The sequence below is a fragment of the Acinetobacter psychrotolerans genome, assembly GCF_048552595.1.
In the GTDB taxonomy this organism is placed as follows: domain Bacteria; phylum Pseudomonadota; class Gammaproteobacteria; order Pseudomonadales; family Moraxellaceae; genus Acinetobacter.
Window position 1 is genome coordinate 80,914 of the sequence record NZ_JBIMDK010000009.1, and the last position, 14,184, is coordinate 95,097.

At 35.7% G+C, this 14,184-nt stretch carries 14 protein-coding genes; 5 read left to right on the plus strand and 9 right to left on the minus strand.

Annotated elements, in window-relative coordinates:
• Positions 1-19 precede the first annotated feature (19 nt).
• Entirely contained in the window at positions 20-235 is a 216-nt protein-coding gene (locus ACG94X_RS10010) for a hypothetical protein (protein WP_419383583.1), read from the plus strand.
• Positions 236-472: 237 nt separating this feature from the next.
• Here ACG94X_RS10010 and ACG94X_RS10015 read toward each other — a convergent pair whose 3' ends face one another.
• Complete coding sequence (locus ACG94X_RS10015; protein ID WP_419383584.1) at positions 473-883, minus strand: OsmC family protein; 411 nt, start codon at positions 881-883, stop codon at positions 473-475.
• A 313-nt stretch (positions 884-1,196) separates the two neighbouring features.
• Here ACG94X_RS10015 and ACG94X_RS10020 point away from each other — a divergent pair, with 313 nt between their 5' ends.
• A complete protein-coding gene (locus tag ACG94X_RS10020) occupies positions 1,197-1,781 on the plus strand; it encodes a YceI family protein (protein ID WP_419383585.1) in 585 nt (194 codons plus the stop codon).
• Positions 1,782-1,942: 161 nt separating this feature from the next.
• On the opposite strand, the gene ACG94X_RS10025 is transcribed toward ACG94X_RS10020, so the two are convergent.
• Positions 1,943-2,665, minus strand: a complete 723-nt coding sequence (locus tag ACG94X_RS10025) for a glutamine amidotransferase (RefSeq protein ID WP_419383586.1) — start codon at positions 2,663-2,665, stop codon at positions 1,943-1,945.
• A gap of 66 nt (positions 2,666-2,731) precedes the next feature.
• On the minus strand, positions 2,732-3,298 hold the full coding sequence (locus ACG94X_RS10030) for a TetR/AcrR family transcriptional regulator (protein ID WP_419383587.1): 567 nt from the start codon (positions 3,296-3,298) through the stop codon (positions 2,732-2,734).
• Positions 3,299-3,463: 165 nt separating this feature from the next.
• On the opposite strand from ACG94X_RS10030, the gene ACG94X_RS10035 reads away from it, so the two are divergent.
• The gene (locus ACG94X_RS10035; RefSeq protein WP_419383588.1) at positions 3,464-4,207 is read left to right on the plus strand and encodes an SDR family oxidoreductase; all 744 of its coding nucleotides are present in this window, start codon (positions 3,464-3,466) and stop codon (positions 4,205-4,207) included.
• A gap of 100 nt (positions 4,208-4,307) precedes the next feature.
• The gene (locus ACG94X_RS10040) at positions 4,308-4,895 is read left to right on the plus strand and encodes a 2-hydroxychromene-2-carboxylate isomerase (RefSeq protein ID WP_419383589.1); all 588 of its coding nucleotides are present in this window, start codon (positions 4,308-4,310) and stop codon (positions 4,893-4,895) included.
• Between the two features lie 139 nt (positions 4,896-5,034).
• On the opposite strand, the gene ACG94X_RS10045 is transcribed toward ACG94X_RS10040, so the two are convergent.
• Positions 5,035-5,952 carry an AEC family transporter gene (locus tag ACG94X_RS10045; RefSeq protein WP_419383590.1) on the minus strand — a complete coding sequence of 306 codons (918 nt, stop codon included), beginning with the start codon at positions 5,950-5,952 and terminating at the stop codon, positions 5,035-5,037.
• Positions 5,953-6,126: 174 nt separating this feature from the next.
• On the minus strand, positions 6,127-7,638 hold the full coding sequence (exaC, locus tag ACG94X_RS10050; RefSeq protein ID WP_419383591.1) for an acetaldehyde dehydrogenase ExaC: 1,512 nt from the start codon (positions 7,636-7,638) through the stop codon (positions 6,127-6,129).
• A 409-nt stretch (positions 7,639-8,047) separates the two neighbouring features.
• Between exaC and ACG94X_RS10055 the strand changes: the two genes are divergently transcribed.
• Complete coding sequence (locus ACG94X_RS10055; protein ID WP_419383592.1) at positions 8,048-9,229, plus strand: transcriptional regulator; 1,182 nt, start codon at positions 8,048-8,050, stop codon at positions 9,227-9,229.
• A 58-nt stretch (positions 9,230-9,287) separates the two neighbouring features.
• On the opposite strand, the gene ACG94X_RS10060 is transcribed toward ACG94X_RS10055, so the two are convergent.
• The 4 genes from ACG94X_RS10060 to mdh all read right to left on the minus strand — a co-directional run bounded on the left by ACG94X_RS10060 (position 9,288) and on the right by mdh (position 13,645).
• Positions 9,288-10,250, minus strand: a complete 963-nt coding sequence (locus ACG94X_RS10060) for an alpha/beta hydrolase (protein ID WP_419383593.1) — start codon at positions 10,248-10,250, stop codon at positions 9,288-9,290.
• Positions 10,251-10,512: 262 nt separating this feature from the next.
• Entirely contained in the window at positions 10,513-11,346 is an 834-nt protein-coding gene (locus ACG94X_RS10065) for an SDR family NAD(P)-dependent oxidoreductase (RefSeq protein ID WP_419383594.1), read from the minus strand.
• 94 nt (positions 11,347-11,440) lie between these two features.
• Complete coding sequence (locus ACG94X_RS10070) at positions 11,441-12,283, minus strand: SDR family oxidoreductase (protein WP_419383621.1); 843 nt, start codon at positions 12,281-12,283, stop codon at positions 11,441-11,443.
• A gap of 189 nt (positions 12,284-12,472) precedes the next feature.
• Entirely contained in the window at positions 12,473-13,645 is a 1,173-nt protein-coding gene (gene mdh, locus ACG94X_RS10075) for an iron-dependent methanol dehydrogenase (protein ID WP_419383595.1), read from the minus strand.
• Positions 13,646-14,184: the final 539 nt, after the last annotated feature.

Consider the following 14,184-nt stretch of genomic DNA (forward strand, 5'->3'; position numbering starts at 1 on the left):
GACCATAAGTGAGGAAAATATGAGCCTTTATGAGCAGATCAGTGATGAAATCACTTTGATGGATGCCGGTGAGCAAAAATGGATTGGTCAGGACTTACCACTTGAGTCTATGATGGCTGTGGTTTTGATGTTGAAAGATCTAGATGAAGAAAAAGTCATTAAGGTCCGTCGTCAAAATCGTGAAAAGCATACAGGTTTAAAGCAAATTGACCGCGTATTGGTCGAGAAGTTGTAAGATTGTAGAAGCCCCGAAAGGGGCTTTAGTTTTATTGGGTTAAAATAAATAATTAAAAAAAATATGAGGCGCAGATGTTAAATTTACATCCAGATTTATTTTTGCAATTTATAGATTCACAACAAATAATATGGCTTGATCTACATTAGATCAACGGTGTAAAAAATTAGAAATTCTTTAAATATATTTCTTGAGTAAAGTGAATATTAATCAAAAAATAATCTAAATTTAAAGCTGTTACTCAATGCTTAACGCCGTCTGAATTTGAATATTCGATGTTAATAATTTATGCACAGGGCAACTCTCAGCAACTTTAAGTAATCGTTTATGTTGATCTTCGGTAAAGTCACCTTTTAAGATAATGTTTCTGACAACATTATTTTGCCCCATTTCTGGGTCACCATTTGGGTTCAATGTTAAGTCGACATGAACATGTTCAATTTTAATATCTTTATGATCTGCATACATTTGTAAAGTGACAGTTGTACATGCGCCTAAGGCAGACAGTAAAATTTGCATTGGGTTCGGTGCAGAATCTTGTCCACCTTTTTCAATAGGTTCATCGACATACCAAGTATGACTTTGTGGATCTGTGAGTGTTACACGGTAGGGTGTTGTGGTACTTTGGGCAGTTACAGAATGTGGCATAATCGCGTTTCATTGAATTTGAAGTTCATCTATAGATACAAAACTTTCTATGCAAGTTCCACTATTATTTTTTGTTGATGCTTTGTAGTTTTACGTGATATTGATTGCTAACTGCAAAACTATTTTAATTCGAATGTAATAAATTATATTTAAAAATCAATACAATATAATTATATTGTCCATGTTTTCTTATAAGACTAAAACATAACTCGATGTAATCGTTGCATATTTGCAACATATCGTATTGTTCATAACAGTGAATTAAAATCTAAACGGTATACACTTAAAAACATTCAAGAGTGAGATTAAAAATATGAACTTTAAAGCATTAACATTAGGTTTGGCTGTTGCATCAGTTGCAACTTTTTCTATTGCAAAACCAGTAGATTACCAAATCGATCCTACACATACAGCGACTGTATTTAATTGGAGTCACTTTGGTTTTTCTACACCATCAGCAAATTTTAGCAATATCCAAGGAACAATTTCAGTTGATAATGCGAAGCCTGCGAACTCATCTGTAAACGTGAATATTCCTTTATCTAGTTTAAATACCAATGTAAAAGCTTTAGATGAACATTTACAAAAACCTGATTTTTTTGATGCTGAAAAATATCCAAACATCACTTTTAAAAGTACTAAGGTTCAAGCAGTAGGCAAAAACAAGTATAAAATTACAGGTAATCTTACTGTAAAAGATGTGACTAAACCTATTGTTTTAGATGCAGTTTTAAATAAGCAAGGTATACACCCAATGACTAAAGCTGAGTCAATCGGTTTTAACGCCACCACTTCATTTGATCGCTCAGCTTTCGGTGTGGGCGGTTACGTGCCAAATGTTGGCGATAAGATTACTGTAAACATTACAACAGAAGCTTCTGTTCCAGCTGCAAAATAACATCGTATTTGTAATACAAAGAAAAGCACTCAATTTGAGTGCTTTTTTCTTGCGAATTTATGTCACTCAAATTGAGTATCTTATTTGATCACTCTTAGAGTGATCTTTACATATTGTTAATGCGAGTGTTATTCATGTGATTATGGTTCTCACTATTTCACTTAAGCAGGATTACTAATTATTTCAATATATTGGCGAATCACTTGTTCAGCACTTAACTCAAGTTGTTCTGCAAATTTTAGATTGTCCTGACGCAACTGAGGAATGTTAATATGGGCTTTACGTAATTCACAAGTATGCCCAATGAGCCATTTTTCTAGACTATCTGCGGCAACTTCTATGTGGAATTGCAATGCGAGAATGTTTTGACCGACTTGGAAAGCTTGATTGGTATATACATGAGAGCTTGCTAAAAGTGTCGCATTTTCAGGAAGGTCAAACGTATCGCCGTGCCAATGTAAAACTGCTGTTTCAGCCAAAGGCGTTAAAATATTATTCGTTGCATAGCGAATGTCTAAATTACTCCAACCGATTTCTTTTGCATGCCCTGCATAGACTTTTGCACCTAAAGCATGTGCAATCAGTTGAGCACCCAAACAAATACCTAAAGTAGGTAGATTTTTAGCAAGTCTTTGTTTTAAAAATTTAATTTCATCGATTAAAAAAGGGTAGTCATCTGTTTCATAAACACCGATTGGCCCGCCTAGAATAATCGTTAAACCTTCATATTCTAAAGCTTGCTTTAAATCATCAATCCCTGCTTCGAAATAACGTACTCGAAAACCAAGTTGATAAAATAATTCTTCAAGTGAACCTAAATCTTCAAAAGCTAAATGCTGAATGGCATAGATGGTCTTTGGTAAAGCGGTAGCAGGAAGAGTCATGGACTGTAATAATTTAAATACGATACTGTTAATTTATACTAGTTTCTATTCAGTTGAATATAGATTTTATAGTGCATTTTGCAACATAGATTTAATACTTTGTTTACACGATTCTAAAATGATCAATTTAAGCGCATCATCCGCCATACTTCGTGCCATGAGAATAGCGCCAACCAGTTGACACATGATTGCCCATGCTGTTTCTTCACTGCCAAGATGTTGTACGAAAAGTTGATGTCCACGTAATAATTCAGCTTGATAAACCTGTTTCAGATCATCATCTGAACGGGCAATTTCACTGGCTAAAGCAGGTAGAATACAGCCAGATTCTGAATGATCAACATGATATATAGAAAGATAACGGTTTAATTCAAAATCAATCCATGCCTCTGGGGTTGTATGAGGATTATTTTGCCACAAAGAAATACTATTGTGTAATTCAGCTTCAATTAATGCCTTAAATAGATCATTTTTAGATGAAAAATGTGAATAAAAAGCACCACTGGTCAGACCTGAGGCTTGCATGAAACCATCGACACCTGTGACATTAAAGCCTTGTTTTTTTGCGAGTTGCCCACTGATCTGTAGGAGCGATTTACGCTTTTCTTCTTTATAACCTATTCTATAACGCATAATTTTTCAGCTTAAGTATGTTGAAAAGGATTGAAATCATCCGTCAAATAGAACATCAATAGATCTAAAAATAAAAGTTGACGTTGTATAAAAATCATAACATAGTGATCGTTATAATAACGATCGTTATTTTATGGAATTCATCAATGCCGTGTGAGTAGAAATATGAGTACATTAGAACAGCCACATAAAAAAGTTGCTTTGGTGATTGGTGCAGGAGATGCCACAGGCGGTGCGATTGCAAAACGTTTTGCACAAGGCGGTTATATCACCTGTATGACTCGTCGTAATGCGGAAAAATTGCAACCGCTGATTGAGGAAATTGAACAGAATGGCGGAAAAGCTTTTGGCTTTGCATCAGATGCAAGGAAAGAAGAAGAAGTGATTCAATTGATTGAAAAAATCGAATCGACCATTGGTGAAATTGATGTATTAATCTTTAATATCGGTGCAAATGTGCCATGCAGTATTTTGGACGAAACCGCACGGAAATATTTTAAAATCTGGGAAATGGCGTGTTTTGCAGCATTTTTGACTGGACGTGAAGTAGCGAAACGAATGGTTCCTCGTCAGCGTGGTACGATCATTTTTACAGGTGCAACAGCAGGGTTACGAGGTTCTGCGTATTTTGCAGCGTTTGCAGGGGCGAAACATGCATTACGTGCGCTTGCACAAAGTATGGCTCGTGAACTTGGACCACAGAATATTCATGTGGCTCATGTGGTAGTAGATGGCGCAATTGATACCGATTTTATCAAGACTACATTTCCACATTTATATGAAAAGAAAGATCAGGATGGTATTTTAAACCCTGAGCATATTGCAGAAAATTATTGGCATATTGCGCAACAACCACGTGATGCATGGACACATGAACTAGATTTGCGCCCTTGGATGGAAAAATGGTGAGTGACTCACTATTCGTTATAAATGCGTAAAGTCACAATGGCTGAATAACAGCAATAGCTATAACTATTTGAAAATTAAAAATGTTAAGGAAAAACACCAAATGAAACAGGTTGAATTTTATTTTGATTTAGGCAGCCCATACAGTTATTTAGGATTTTGGCAAATTCAGAAAATTGCAGAACAGCATGCAGCAGAAATCATTTGGAAGCCCATTTTATTGGGAGGGGTATTTAAAGCAACAGGCAATAATAGTCCAATGGCTGTACCTGCTAAAGCTCATTACTCTATGATTGATTTAGGGCGATGGTCAAAATTGTGGGATATTCCTGTACAAATGAATCCATATTTCCCCATTAATACGTTGAATTTAATGCGTTTGATTACTGCGGTACAGATGTATCAGCCTGAGCACTTTTTACCAGTACTGACTGCTATGTTTAATGCCATGTTTAGAAACCCACGTAATTTAAATGACTCCAATGAATTGATTCAGTTGGGTCATGAACTGGGTTTTAGTACTGAACAATTACAAGCATGGTTGTCGGATGATCAAGTCAAAAACCAATTAAAAATTCGGACAGAAGAAGCAATTGAGCGTGGCGTATTTGGTGCGCCAACGTGGTTTGTGAATGATGAAATGTATTGGGGAATCGACCATTTGCATTTTGTTGAAAATGCTTTGATATAAAATATTGGCGATTCAGTCATTAGAAACGGAGTAGTACAGGATCATTTTAGGTTCGCTCCGTATTGGAACAAGTTGCTGTACCTGATTTTGAATTACCTCAATATTTTATGAAAAAATTATAATGAGTAGCCTTGCCGTATTAATGATAATAACTTTGTAATATTGTTAATATCATCGCCAAAGTAAAAACCGAAAAAATTGTTTGTAAACTAATGACAGCAGCCATGAGCTGATAATCACCATTTAAAAGTTTGGTTAAAATAAAAGCCGAAGATGCTGTTGGAATAGAGAAGAAGATCATAACGGCAACTACAGCAGCGTAATCTAATTTAAAAAATTGAATACAGATAAATGTAGCGCATGGAATAATAGCGAGTCGCAATAAGCTAATGATCAATGCTTTTTTGAAATATACTTTAATAGTATTAAGTTGAATTGCTGTGCCAATACATAGCAAACCGAGCATTAGGCTACTACTTGAAAAAGCTTGTAATAGGTTTTGAAAACCCGACCAAATCGGTATATGTAAAATATTAAATGTAATGCCAAGTATACAAGAACTAATAAGAGGGTTTTTTATGAGCGATAATAAAATATTTTTAATATTTAATTGATTTTTAGGGGTTAATGAAAGAATAGAAACCACATTCACAAATGGAATAGCAATTGCCAAAATATTGACTAAAACGCTTTTGATCTCAGGGTCATTCAGTGTTGTTGCAATAGAAAGTCCGATATAAGTATTAAAACGAATCAAGCTCTGGATATATACACCTGTCTTTGAAACAGGTGATTTTTTTATGACTGTAAAAGCGTACACACTGGCAATAATGAGAGACATCATTAAAAAAATAAATGTAACAATGACCTCAATATGTGCCATATGTATATTGGTATTGGCTAGAGAGCTGAATAGAAGTGATGGGAATAGTACGTAATAATTAAGTTTTTCTGCACCATTCCAAAACTTTTCATCTAAAGTACGTGATTGAAATAGATAAAAACCTAAGCCAATTAATGCAATCGATGGAAATAAAATATTAATCATTTGCAACATATTGAAACTCTATTGTTAAATTTGATGTAGCTTAGATCATCCTGAGACATCATAATTTGTTTTGATGCGATGTATAAATATTTTGTGAAGAATAGAACTAATAATGCATGTTAAAACATAAAAAAAGCGAACCGAAGTTCGCTTTAATCATTATTGATTGAGATGATGCTTTCCTTAGAAGAAGCCCATTGCTTTAGTTGAATAGCTCACCAATAAGTTTTTAGTTTGTTGATAATGATCGAGCATCATTTTGTGGTTTTCACGACCAATACCAGACTTTTTATAACCGCCAAATGCAGCATGTGCAGGGTAGATGTGATAACAGTTTGTCCAGACACGACCTGCTTCAATCGCACGACCTGCGCGATATGCAGTATGTGTAGAACGTGACCACACACCTGCACCTAAGCCATAAATCGTATCATTGGCAATCTTAATGGCTTCATCGTAGTCTTTAAAGGTAGCAACAGAAAGTACAGGGCCAAAAATTTCTTCTTGGAAGATTTTCATGCTGTTATTGCCTTTGAAAATGGTTGGTTCGATATAGAAACCATCACCGACTTCACGACGGTCACCGCCACCGGTTAACACTTGTGCACCTTCAGCACGACCTGTGGCGATACAACCTAAAATTTTGTCTTGCTGCTCTTGTGATGCTTGTGCGCCAATCATTGTATCTGTATCTAGAGGATGTCCCGTTTTAATACGTTTTACACGCTCAACCGCCATTTCTAAGAATTTATCGGCAATACTTTCTTGGACTAATGCACGAGATGGGCACGTACAAATTTCACCTTGGTTTAAAGCAAACATTGCAAAACCTTCAAGTGCTTTGTCTAAGAACTCATCATCTTTATCCATAATATCTTCAAAGAAGATGTTTGGAGATTTACCACCCAATTCAAGCGTCACTGGGATAATGTTTTGAGTTGCATATTGCATAATTTGCTGACCAACAGCAGTCGAACCTGTAAATGCAATTTTGGCGATACGTGGATTGGTTGCAAGTGGGCGACCGACTTCAACACCATAACCATTCACAATATTTAAAACGCCTGCTGGCAATAAATCCTGAATCAGTTCAACCAATACTAGAATACTGGCAGGTGTTTGCTCGGCAGGTTTTAACACGATACAGTTGCCCGCAGCCAGCGCAGGTGCAAGTTTCCATGTAGCCATAAGAATAGGGAAGTTCCATGGAATGATCTGACCAACAACACCTAAAGGTTCATGAAAATGATAAGCAATGGTATCTTCATCAATTTCAGAAATCCCACCTTCCTGTGCACGGATACAACCTGCAAAATAACGGAAATGGTCAATTGCCAATGGAATGTCAGCAGCTAAAGTTTCACGTACAGGTTTACCATTGTCCCAAGTTTCAGCAACAGCAAGTAATTCTAAGTTTGCTTCTAAACGATCTGCAATTTTAAGCAACATATTTGAACGTGTCGTTGCAGATGATTTATTCCATGACGCTTTTGCTTTATGTGCTGCATCCAAAGCCAGTTCAATATCTTCAGCGGAAGAGCGTGGAATTTTGGTAAATACTTTGCCATCTACGGGTGAAATATTGTCAAAATATTCTCCTTTTACAGGAGCAATCCATTTGCCATCGATGAAATTCTCATATTGAGATTTAAATTGAACTTTTGAGCCTTCTTGATTTGGGTCTACATAACGCATGAGAATATTCCTTTATTTATGTGCTTGATCTTTAACATGATCAGTTTATATAGGTGCATGTATGACACAGTCGTTATTTACATGATGATCTGAGCTTATTCAGTCAAAGGTTGGAGAAAGGTTGGAGGAAAATAATTTATAATTTGCGCTATGATTTAATTTTTGACAATGTTTTCTTGTATCAGGATTGTGTTGCAAAAATAATCCGTTTATTAGATGCCTTATTCACTATCATTTTATTGTTGAGCATGGAAGAGGAATAAAAAACTTATGTAAGAGGTCTATTAGTCTTAGAACTGTTGACCAATGTAATGTCGAATATGTTAGTTTTAACTCTAACTTATAAGCAAATCACAAAAAAAATGCATGGACGTACCACCCTAAAGTGAATGGCTAAGGAATGTAGCAAATGTTGAGTCAAAATGAGTTAACACAGAAACGTAACCTGATTGAGCAATTGCGCCAAAGTAGTAGTTTGTCTTTAAAGCATGCAGACCAACTTGGGCAAAGTATTGTCAGTTCATGGCAACGATCGACTTATGCAGAAATTCCAAAAGATCGTGAAGCTGCGCCTTTAATGCATGTCAAACAAGAGCGAAAAACAGTATTAGAAAAAGCAATTGAACATTGCCAAGATGAATTAACTCATATTGCCCAACAATCTTCGATGGTTGCCGCCGTGGGGGATATTGGAAGTACCATTATTTGGTCTGCGGCAAGTGGCCAAATGCGAAATGCTGCTGAACGTGTACATTTTATAGAAGGTGGACAGTGGCGTGAAGAATTGGTTGGGACCAATGCTTTGGCGCTCTCACTCAAAACGCAACAATCGAGTTGTGTATTTTCCAATGAACACTACATGTCTTCGATCCATGATTGGGTTTGCTATGCATCACCGATTATCGACCCATATTCTAAACAAGTTTTAGGCGTGATTGATCTGTCTACAACGTGGAATAATCACAATAGTTTAGGGTTATTAGCAGCAGAGCGCTGTGCCTCTATTATTCAATCTGCACTTTTAGAATTACAACAACAACATTTATTTATCCGTGCATTCTCTGTTCCACAAGTGCTATTTAATGGCAAGATTGTCATATTAACACCACGACAAATAGAAATTTTGACCATACTTGCTTTGTGTCCACAAGGTATGAATTTGGAAAATCTGCACCAAGCCCTTTACGGAGAGCGCAAGGTAAGTATGGGTACGCTCAAAGCTGAAATGTCACAATTACGTGATATCTTAGCTGGAATGTTAGGTTCACGTCCTTACCGATTATTGGCGCATGTCGAAGCTGATTTTTTACAAGCAGAAAATGCTTTAGATTCAGGCTATACAGAATCGGCTTTAAAACTGTGTAAAGGGGTTTTTCTTGCGAAAACTGAAAGCCCATTTTTATCTGCATGGCGTGATTGTTTAGAATCTCGTCTTAGTAATGCAATTTTTAAAGCCAATGAAACGGATGCTTTACTCAAACATCTTGCACATTTCCCTGAAGCAATTGATGCAGTAGAGCGTCTAATAGAATTAACACCACATGGACATCCTGCACATCAAATACTCATGAAGTATAAAGATGAGCAGTGATGTGCATGAAAGGCTATTTAAATTCACATGATCAATGATGGTTAGTAATTAAAGCTGATTAAAGTGATTTTTGTTGTAACCACGTAAATAGTTTTGTATACACTTCAGCGCGAACAGGTGGTGCTGAAAGCACTAAATCATGTAAACCATTTTTAATGGTCATTATCGTGACATCGCCTTCTAGTTTTTTCGCATATTTTTCAATACCTTTGACACTTAAAATCACATCACTGGTTTGTGCATCTTTATTAAATTTCCGTGGATTTTTAGTCTGATGTGAATGCATAACGAGTGTTGGAACAGAAATCTGTGTGCCTGAATGTATTTCCTTCTGTGTTTCATAAATTGCATGTACGAAACTCAGATAAACTTTCGGATAATTTGGTTTTTTCCATTCTAGGCTAAAATCCCATTCACCCTTTAAACTCTTGTGTAAACTGGTGACATACCATTTATTTAGTTCACTTGGAAATCTTAGATTTGGAAAATGCCCACCTAAAGCACTTAAACGTGGCAAGGCAAATTTTTCTTTCCATGCAGGCATATTAAAATTATAAAAAGGGCTGTTACACCATAATGCTTTGATCAGCGGATGGTTAGGATGATGAGCAACATAAAGTGTGGTGGTTAGACCGCCTGTGGAATGCCCTGATAACACCACATGATCATGTCCTTCATTGCCAATAATTTTTAAAGCTTCTGTAATTTCTGCATCGTATTCATTTAAGTTCAACACATAATAATATTTTTGATGAGGTAGATGTGAGCGCCCGTATTTTCTTAAATCTAAAGCATAAAAATCATAGCCATGTGCATTGAATTGTTCTGCCATTTCAGTTTGGAAAAAATAATCAATAAAACCATGAATATATAAAACAGCTTTTTTTGTCGCTTGAGCAGCTTTTTTTCGTACTAAAGTGGCTATGACTTTACCTTCATAATCATCGGGAAAATTTAGGGTAAGTTGTTCATAACCTGTACCAAGGACATCGGGTTGATATTCTGATTTTTGAATGGTCATTTTTATACTCTTTTTAAGTGAATAATTTATCCTTGATGATAAAATGATTCTTGTCAAATAATGAATTAATTAGGCACAATAAAATCGATTTAAATTCTGATTCACAAGAATTATTAGATTGTCTTACTGGTTAATAAAACTGGAATATTTGAAATAAAATATCGTGGTCATCCATTTTGAGAACCAACTGCCCATCAGTTGATGGGCGATTTTATTGATGGAATTTTTAAAAACTATACAAAAAAGTAATTGACCAATACCTTTATAAATATGTCTTAACCAAATCATAAGATACATCATAAAGCTGTTGTGCCAATTTTAAATCCTTCGATTTTTTTGACGAGAAAGCAGGTGTTTGTACACTAGCATATTGTCCATTTTTCTTCGCCCAACCCTCATCTAAAGCCATACGTTTAATCAAATTTGCAGGTTTTGATGGAGGAATAAGTGCCAAAGAAACAAATATGTATTGGAATTTGGGTAATTGTCGATAAAGCTCAGAATCAACCGCACCAGGGTGCAGGGCATTACTGGTAACATTACTGCCTTCGAGCTGAGTAGCGAGTAAATTGCTGAATAATAGGTTTTGTAATTTACTGCTGCCATAACTTGGGAACATAATGTAATGTTTATTATTTTCTGCAAGAAACTTATGCGGTTGAATATGACCGGCCCAATGTGCAATTGAGGATAGATGGATAATTCGACCTTGTACTGATTTTTTAAGCAGTGGTAGCAATTTTAATGTCCATAAAAAATGCCCTAAAAAGTTGACTCCAAAATGCTTTTCATAACCATCTTCTGTGTAGTCTAGATGCTTTGAAATCAAACCCGCATTATTAATTAAGACATCAATATGATCATATTTTTTCAGTACTTCATTTGCTGCATGGCTCACTTTTTCTAAACTATTTAAGTCCAGTTGAATCAGATCTACCTGACCTGTGCCTAAGTTTTCTAGTTGGGTTTTGGCTTGTTCGGCTTTGCCTAGATTTCGACAAGCTAGGATCACATGATGTCCTGCTTTAACAAGTTCTTCAGCTGTTTTTAGACCAATTCCAGCATTTGCACCCGTAATTAAAATTATTTTGGGCATTATTATTCTCTTTATTTAAATATCATATTAATGATTGGTTTAGCGCTTAAATTCGACAATACACCGTATTTTAAGCGCCGTAATTTGGAGTAGCTTAAAGATAATTTTTGACCAAATCTAAAGATTGATCATACAACTGCTGTGCAAGTTTTTGGTTTTTGGCTTTCCCTGATTTGAATGCAGGGGTTTGCAAACTGACATAATCACCATTACGTTTTGCCCAGGAAGGATCAAAGGCAATTTTCTTAATCAATTCGGCAGGTTTTGATGGAGGAATCAGTCCAAGCTTAATAATTGCATATTGCCATTTAGGTAATTCACGATAAATTTCAGAGTCGACACCACCGGGATGTAAGGCATTACTGGTGACATTTGAACCTTGCAATTGTGTAGCTAAAGCATTGCTAAATAACAAATTAGCTAGTTTACTATTACCATAACTGATGACACCATTATATTTTTGAATGTGATCTGCTTTAAAGCTTTCAGGTTTGATACTGCCTAAAATATGCATCATCGAAGCTAGGTTAATGACACGACCTTGATCAGCTTTTTTCACTAAAGGCAATAATTTCATTGTCCAAAGAAAAGGGCCAAGATAATTCACACCAAATTGCTTTTCAAAACCATCGGCAGTGGCTTCAAGGTCTGGTGTCATCATGCCTGCATTATTGACCAGAACATCAATTTTTTCATATTTGGCAATGATTTCATCAGCAGCACTGTTAATTTGTTCAAGGCTATTCAAATCGAGTGCAATTACGTCAACTTGACCTGTTCCGAAAGATTGTAAATGCTGTTGAGCTGTTCGGGCTTTATCAGGATTACGACAAGCAATAATCACATGATGACCATCTTTAATAAAGGTTTCTGCTGTTGCTAGCCCGATGCCTGTATTTGCACCAGTAATTACGATTGTTTTTGCTGTTGTCATTATTGAAGTCATCCATTCATATTGCATGTATTTTAGACATCATAATGACAGATTATTGTATTTTCAATATTTTTGACAATAAGAATTGTCATTTTAAGGTTGCTTTATATAAAAGTAATGCCATATAAAAGCAACAAAGGAATATCACCAAAGTAATATTCCTTATTATTATAACAATGTGCAGAAGATGAATTACATTGCAGCTGCAAATATTGCAATGACTTGAGCATCTGTTGCTTTACGTGGGTTGGTCAGCATACAGGCATCTTTTTGAGCATTTGAAGTCATCACAGCGTGATCTTCAGCTTTTACACCTAATTCAGTTAAACCCGCAGGAATACCAATTGAAGCTGATAATTCACGAATCGCAGCGATTGCAGAATATGCAGCTTCAGTCACTGTTAATCCTTCTGTATTTACCCCTAAAAGTTGTGCAATTTTGGCATAGCGATCTGGGCAAGCAATGAGGTTAAATTCACAGACATGCGGTAATAGAATCGCATTACATACGCCGTGTGGAAGATTGTAGAAACCCCCCAGTTGATGTGCCATTGCATGTACATAACCTAAAGATGCATTATTAAATGCCATACCTGCTAAATACTGTGCATATGCCATTGCATCACGCGCTTCTAGGTTTTCACCATTGGCAACAGCAGGGCTTAACCATTCGCTAATCATGCTAATGGCTTTTTCTGCACATGCATCAGTAATTGGATTTGCAGCAGTCGAAACATACGCTTCTACAGCATGTGTTAAAGCATCCATTCCTGTTGCAGCAGTTAAGGCCGCAGGTTTGGCAACCATGAGTTTAGGATCATCAATTGCTACAAGTGGGGTGCAACGCCAGTCTACAATTGCCATTTTTACATGGGTTTCTGTATTGGTGATAATACAGAAACGAGTCATTTCCGAAGCAGTACCTGCTGTTGTATTAATCGCAACAAGCGGTGTCATTGGCACTTTACTTTGGTCAATGCCTTCATAATCACGGATATGACCACCACCCGCAGTGACAAGACCAATGCCTTTTGCACAGTCATGTGAAGAACCGCCACCTAAAGAAACAATAAAGTCACATGCGTTGTCGTTATATGCTTTCACGCCATTATGTACATTAATGTCTGTTGGGTTTGGTTCTGCGCCAGGGAATACATGGCTGTCTACACCTGCTTCTTTCAGATATTCAACAATAATATCTGCAACACCAAATTTGAATAAGCCTGCATCTGTGACGATAAGTGCTTTTTTTGCACCTAAATTTTGTGCTTTAACACCGACTTCTTTGGCACAGCCTGGACCAAAAAGTGATACGCAAGGGATATAAAAACCGTTTGTTTGATCTGCAATATTTTTAAAAGCCATGGTGCGATTCCTTCTACCATTATTATTTATCATTCCAACAGGTGATGATCACCTTGAGATTGAGTATCTTGGTTGAAGCCTTGTTTTTAAACCTACTAAATACCTACCAAATTAAAATTTAAAATTAATGTATTAAATACAATAGCTTGAATATATTTATTTTTAACCGAGTGTTGTTTTGAAGTAGAGCTTATAAATAAATTTGTAGGAAAATATAAAAAAGTAAAAAAATCTCTCAATTTAATAAAAGTAATGAAAAAACGGAACAAATTGTTTTGACAAGCTGTAAATATGATGAAAAAGAGAATATTCATCATCTAAAAAGTTAATTTTTAAAAGTTATGGATATTTTTTGTAATGAAAATCACTATTTTGCAGAGTATTAAATTGTCAAAAATAAGAAATTATGTGAATTGTTTATAATTTACAAAAATAGATAATGTTATTTAAAAAGACTTTATAGATATATATAAACTGTTAAATTTGACTATATAGTAAATATATTGTGCTGTTTTTTATGGAAAAAATACTTTTTAAAA

What these genes read in the sequence shown, in the direction of transcription:
- ACG94X_RS10010 (WP_419383583.1), top strand. Translation starts at nt 20, where the DNA reads ATGAGCCTTTATGAGCAGATCAGTGATGAAATCACTTTGATGGATGCC.
- ACG94X_RS10015 (WP_419383584.1), bottom strand. Translation starts at nt 883, where the DNA reads ATGCCACATTCTGTAACTGCCCAAAGTACCACAACACCCTACCGTGTA.
- ACG94X_RS10020 (WP_419383585.1), top strand. Translation starts at nt 1,197, where the DNA reads ATGAACTTTAAAGCATTAACATTAGGTTTGGCTGTTGCATCAGTTGCA.
- ACG94X_RS10025 (WP_419383586.1), bottom strand. Translation starts at nt 2,665, where the DNA reads ATGACTCTTCCTGCTACCGCTTTACCAAAGACCATCTATGCCATTCAG.
- ACG94X_RS10030 (WP_419383587.1), bottom strand. Translation starts at nt 3,298, where the DNA reads ATGCGTTATAGAATAGGTTATAAAGAAGAAAAGCGTAAATCGCTCCTA.
- ACG94X_RS10035 (WP_419383588.1), top strand. Translation starts at nt 3,464, where the DNA reads ATGAGTACATTAGAACAGCCACATAAAAAAGTTGCTTTGGTGATTGGT.
- ACG94X_RS10040 (WP_419383589.1), top strand. Translation starts at nt 4,308, where the DNA reads ATGAAACAGGTTGAATTTTATTTTGATTTAGGCAGCCCATACAGTTAT.
- ACG94X_RS10045 (WP_419383590.1), bottom strand. Translation starts at nt 5,952, where the DNA reads ATGTTGCAAATGATTAATATTTTATTTCCATCGATTGCATTAATTGGC.
- exaC (WP_419383591.1), bottom strand. Translation starts at nt 7,638, where the DNA reads ATGCGTTATGTAGACCCAAATCAAGAAGGCTCAAAAGTTCAATTTAAA.
- ACG94X_RS10055 (WP_419383592.1), top strand. Translation starts at nt 8,048, where the DNA reads ATGTTGAGTCAAAATGAGTTAACACAGAAACGTAACCTGATTGAGCAA.
- ACG94X_RS10060 (WP_419383593.1), bottom strand. Translation starts at nt 10,250, where the DNA reads ATGACCATTCAAAAATCAGAATATCAACCCGATGTCCTTGGTACAGGT.
- ACG94X_RS10065 (WP_419383594.1), bottom strand. Translation starts at nt 11,346, where the DNA reads ATGCCCAAAATAATTTTAATTACGGGTGCAAATGCTGGAATTGGTCTA.
- mdh (WP_419383595.1), bottom strand. Translation starts at nt 13,645, where the DNA reads ATGGCTTTTAAAAATATTGCAGATCAAACAAACGGTTTTTATATCCCT.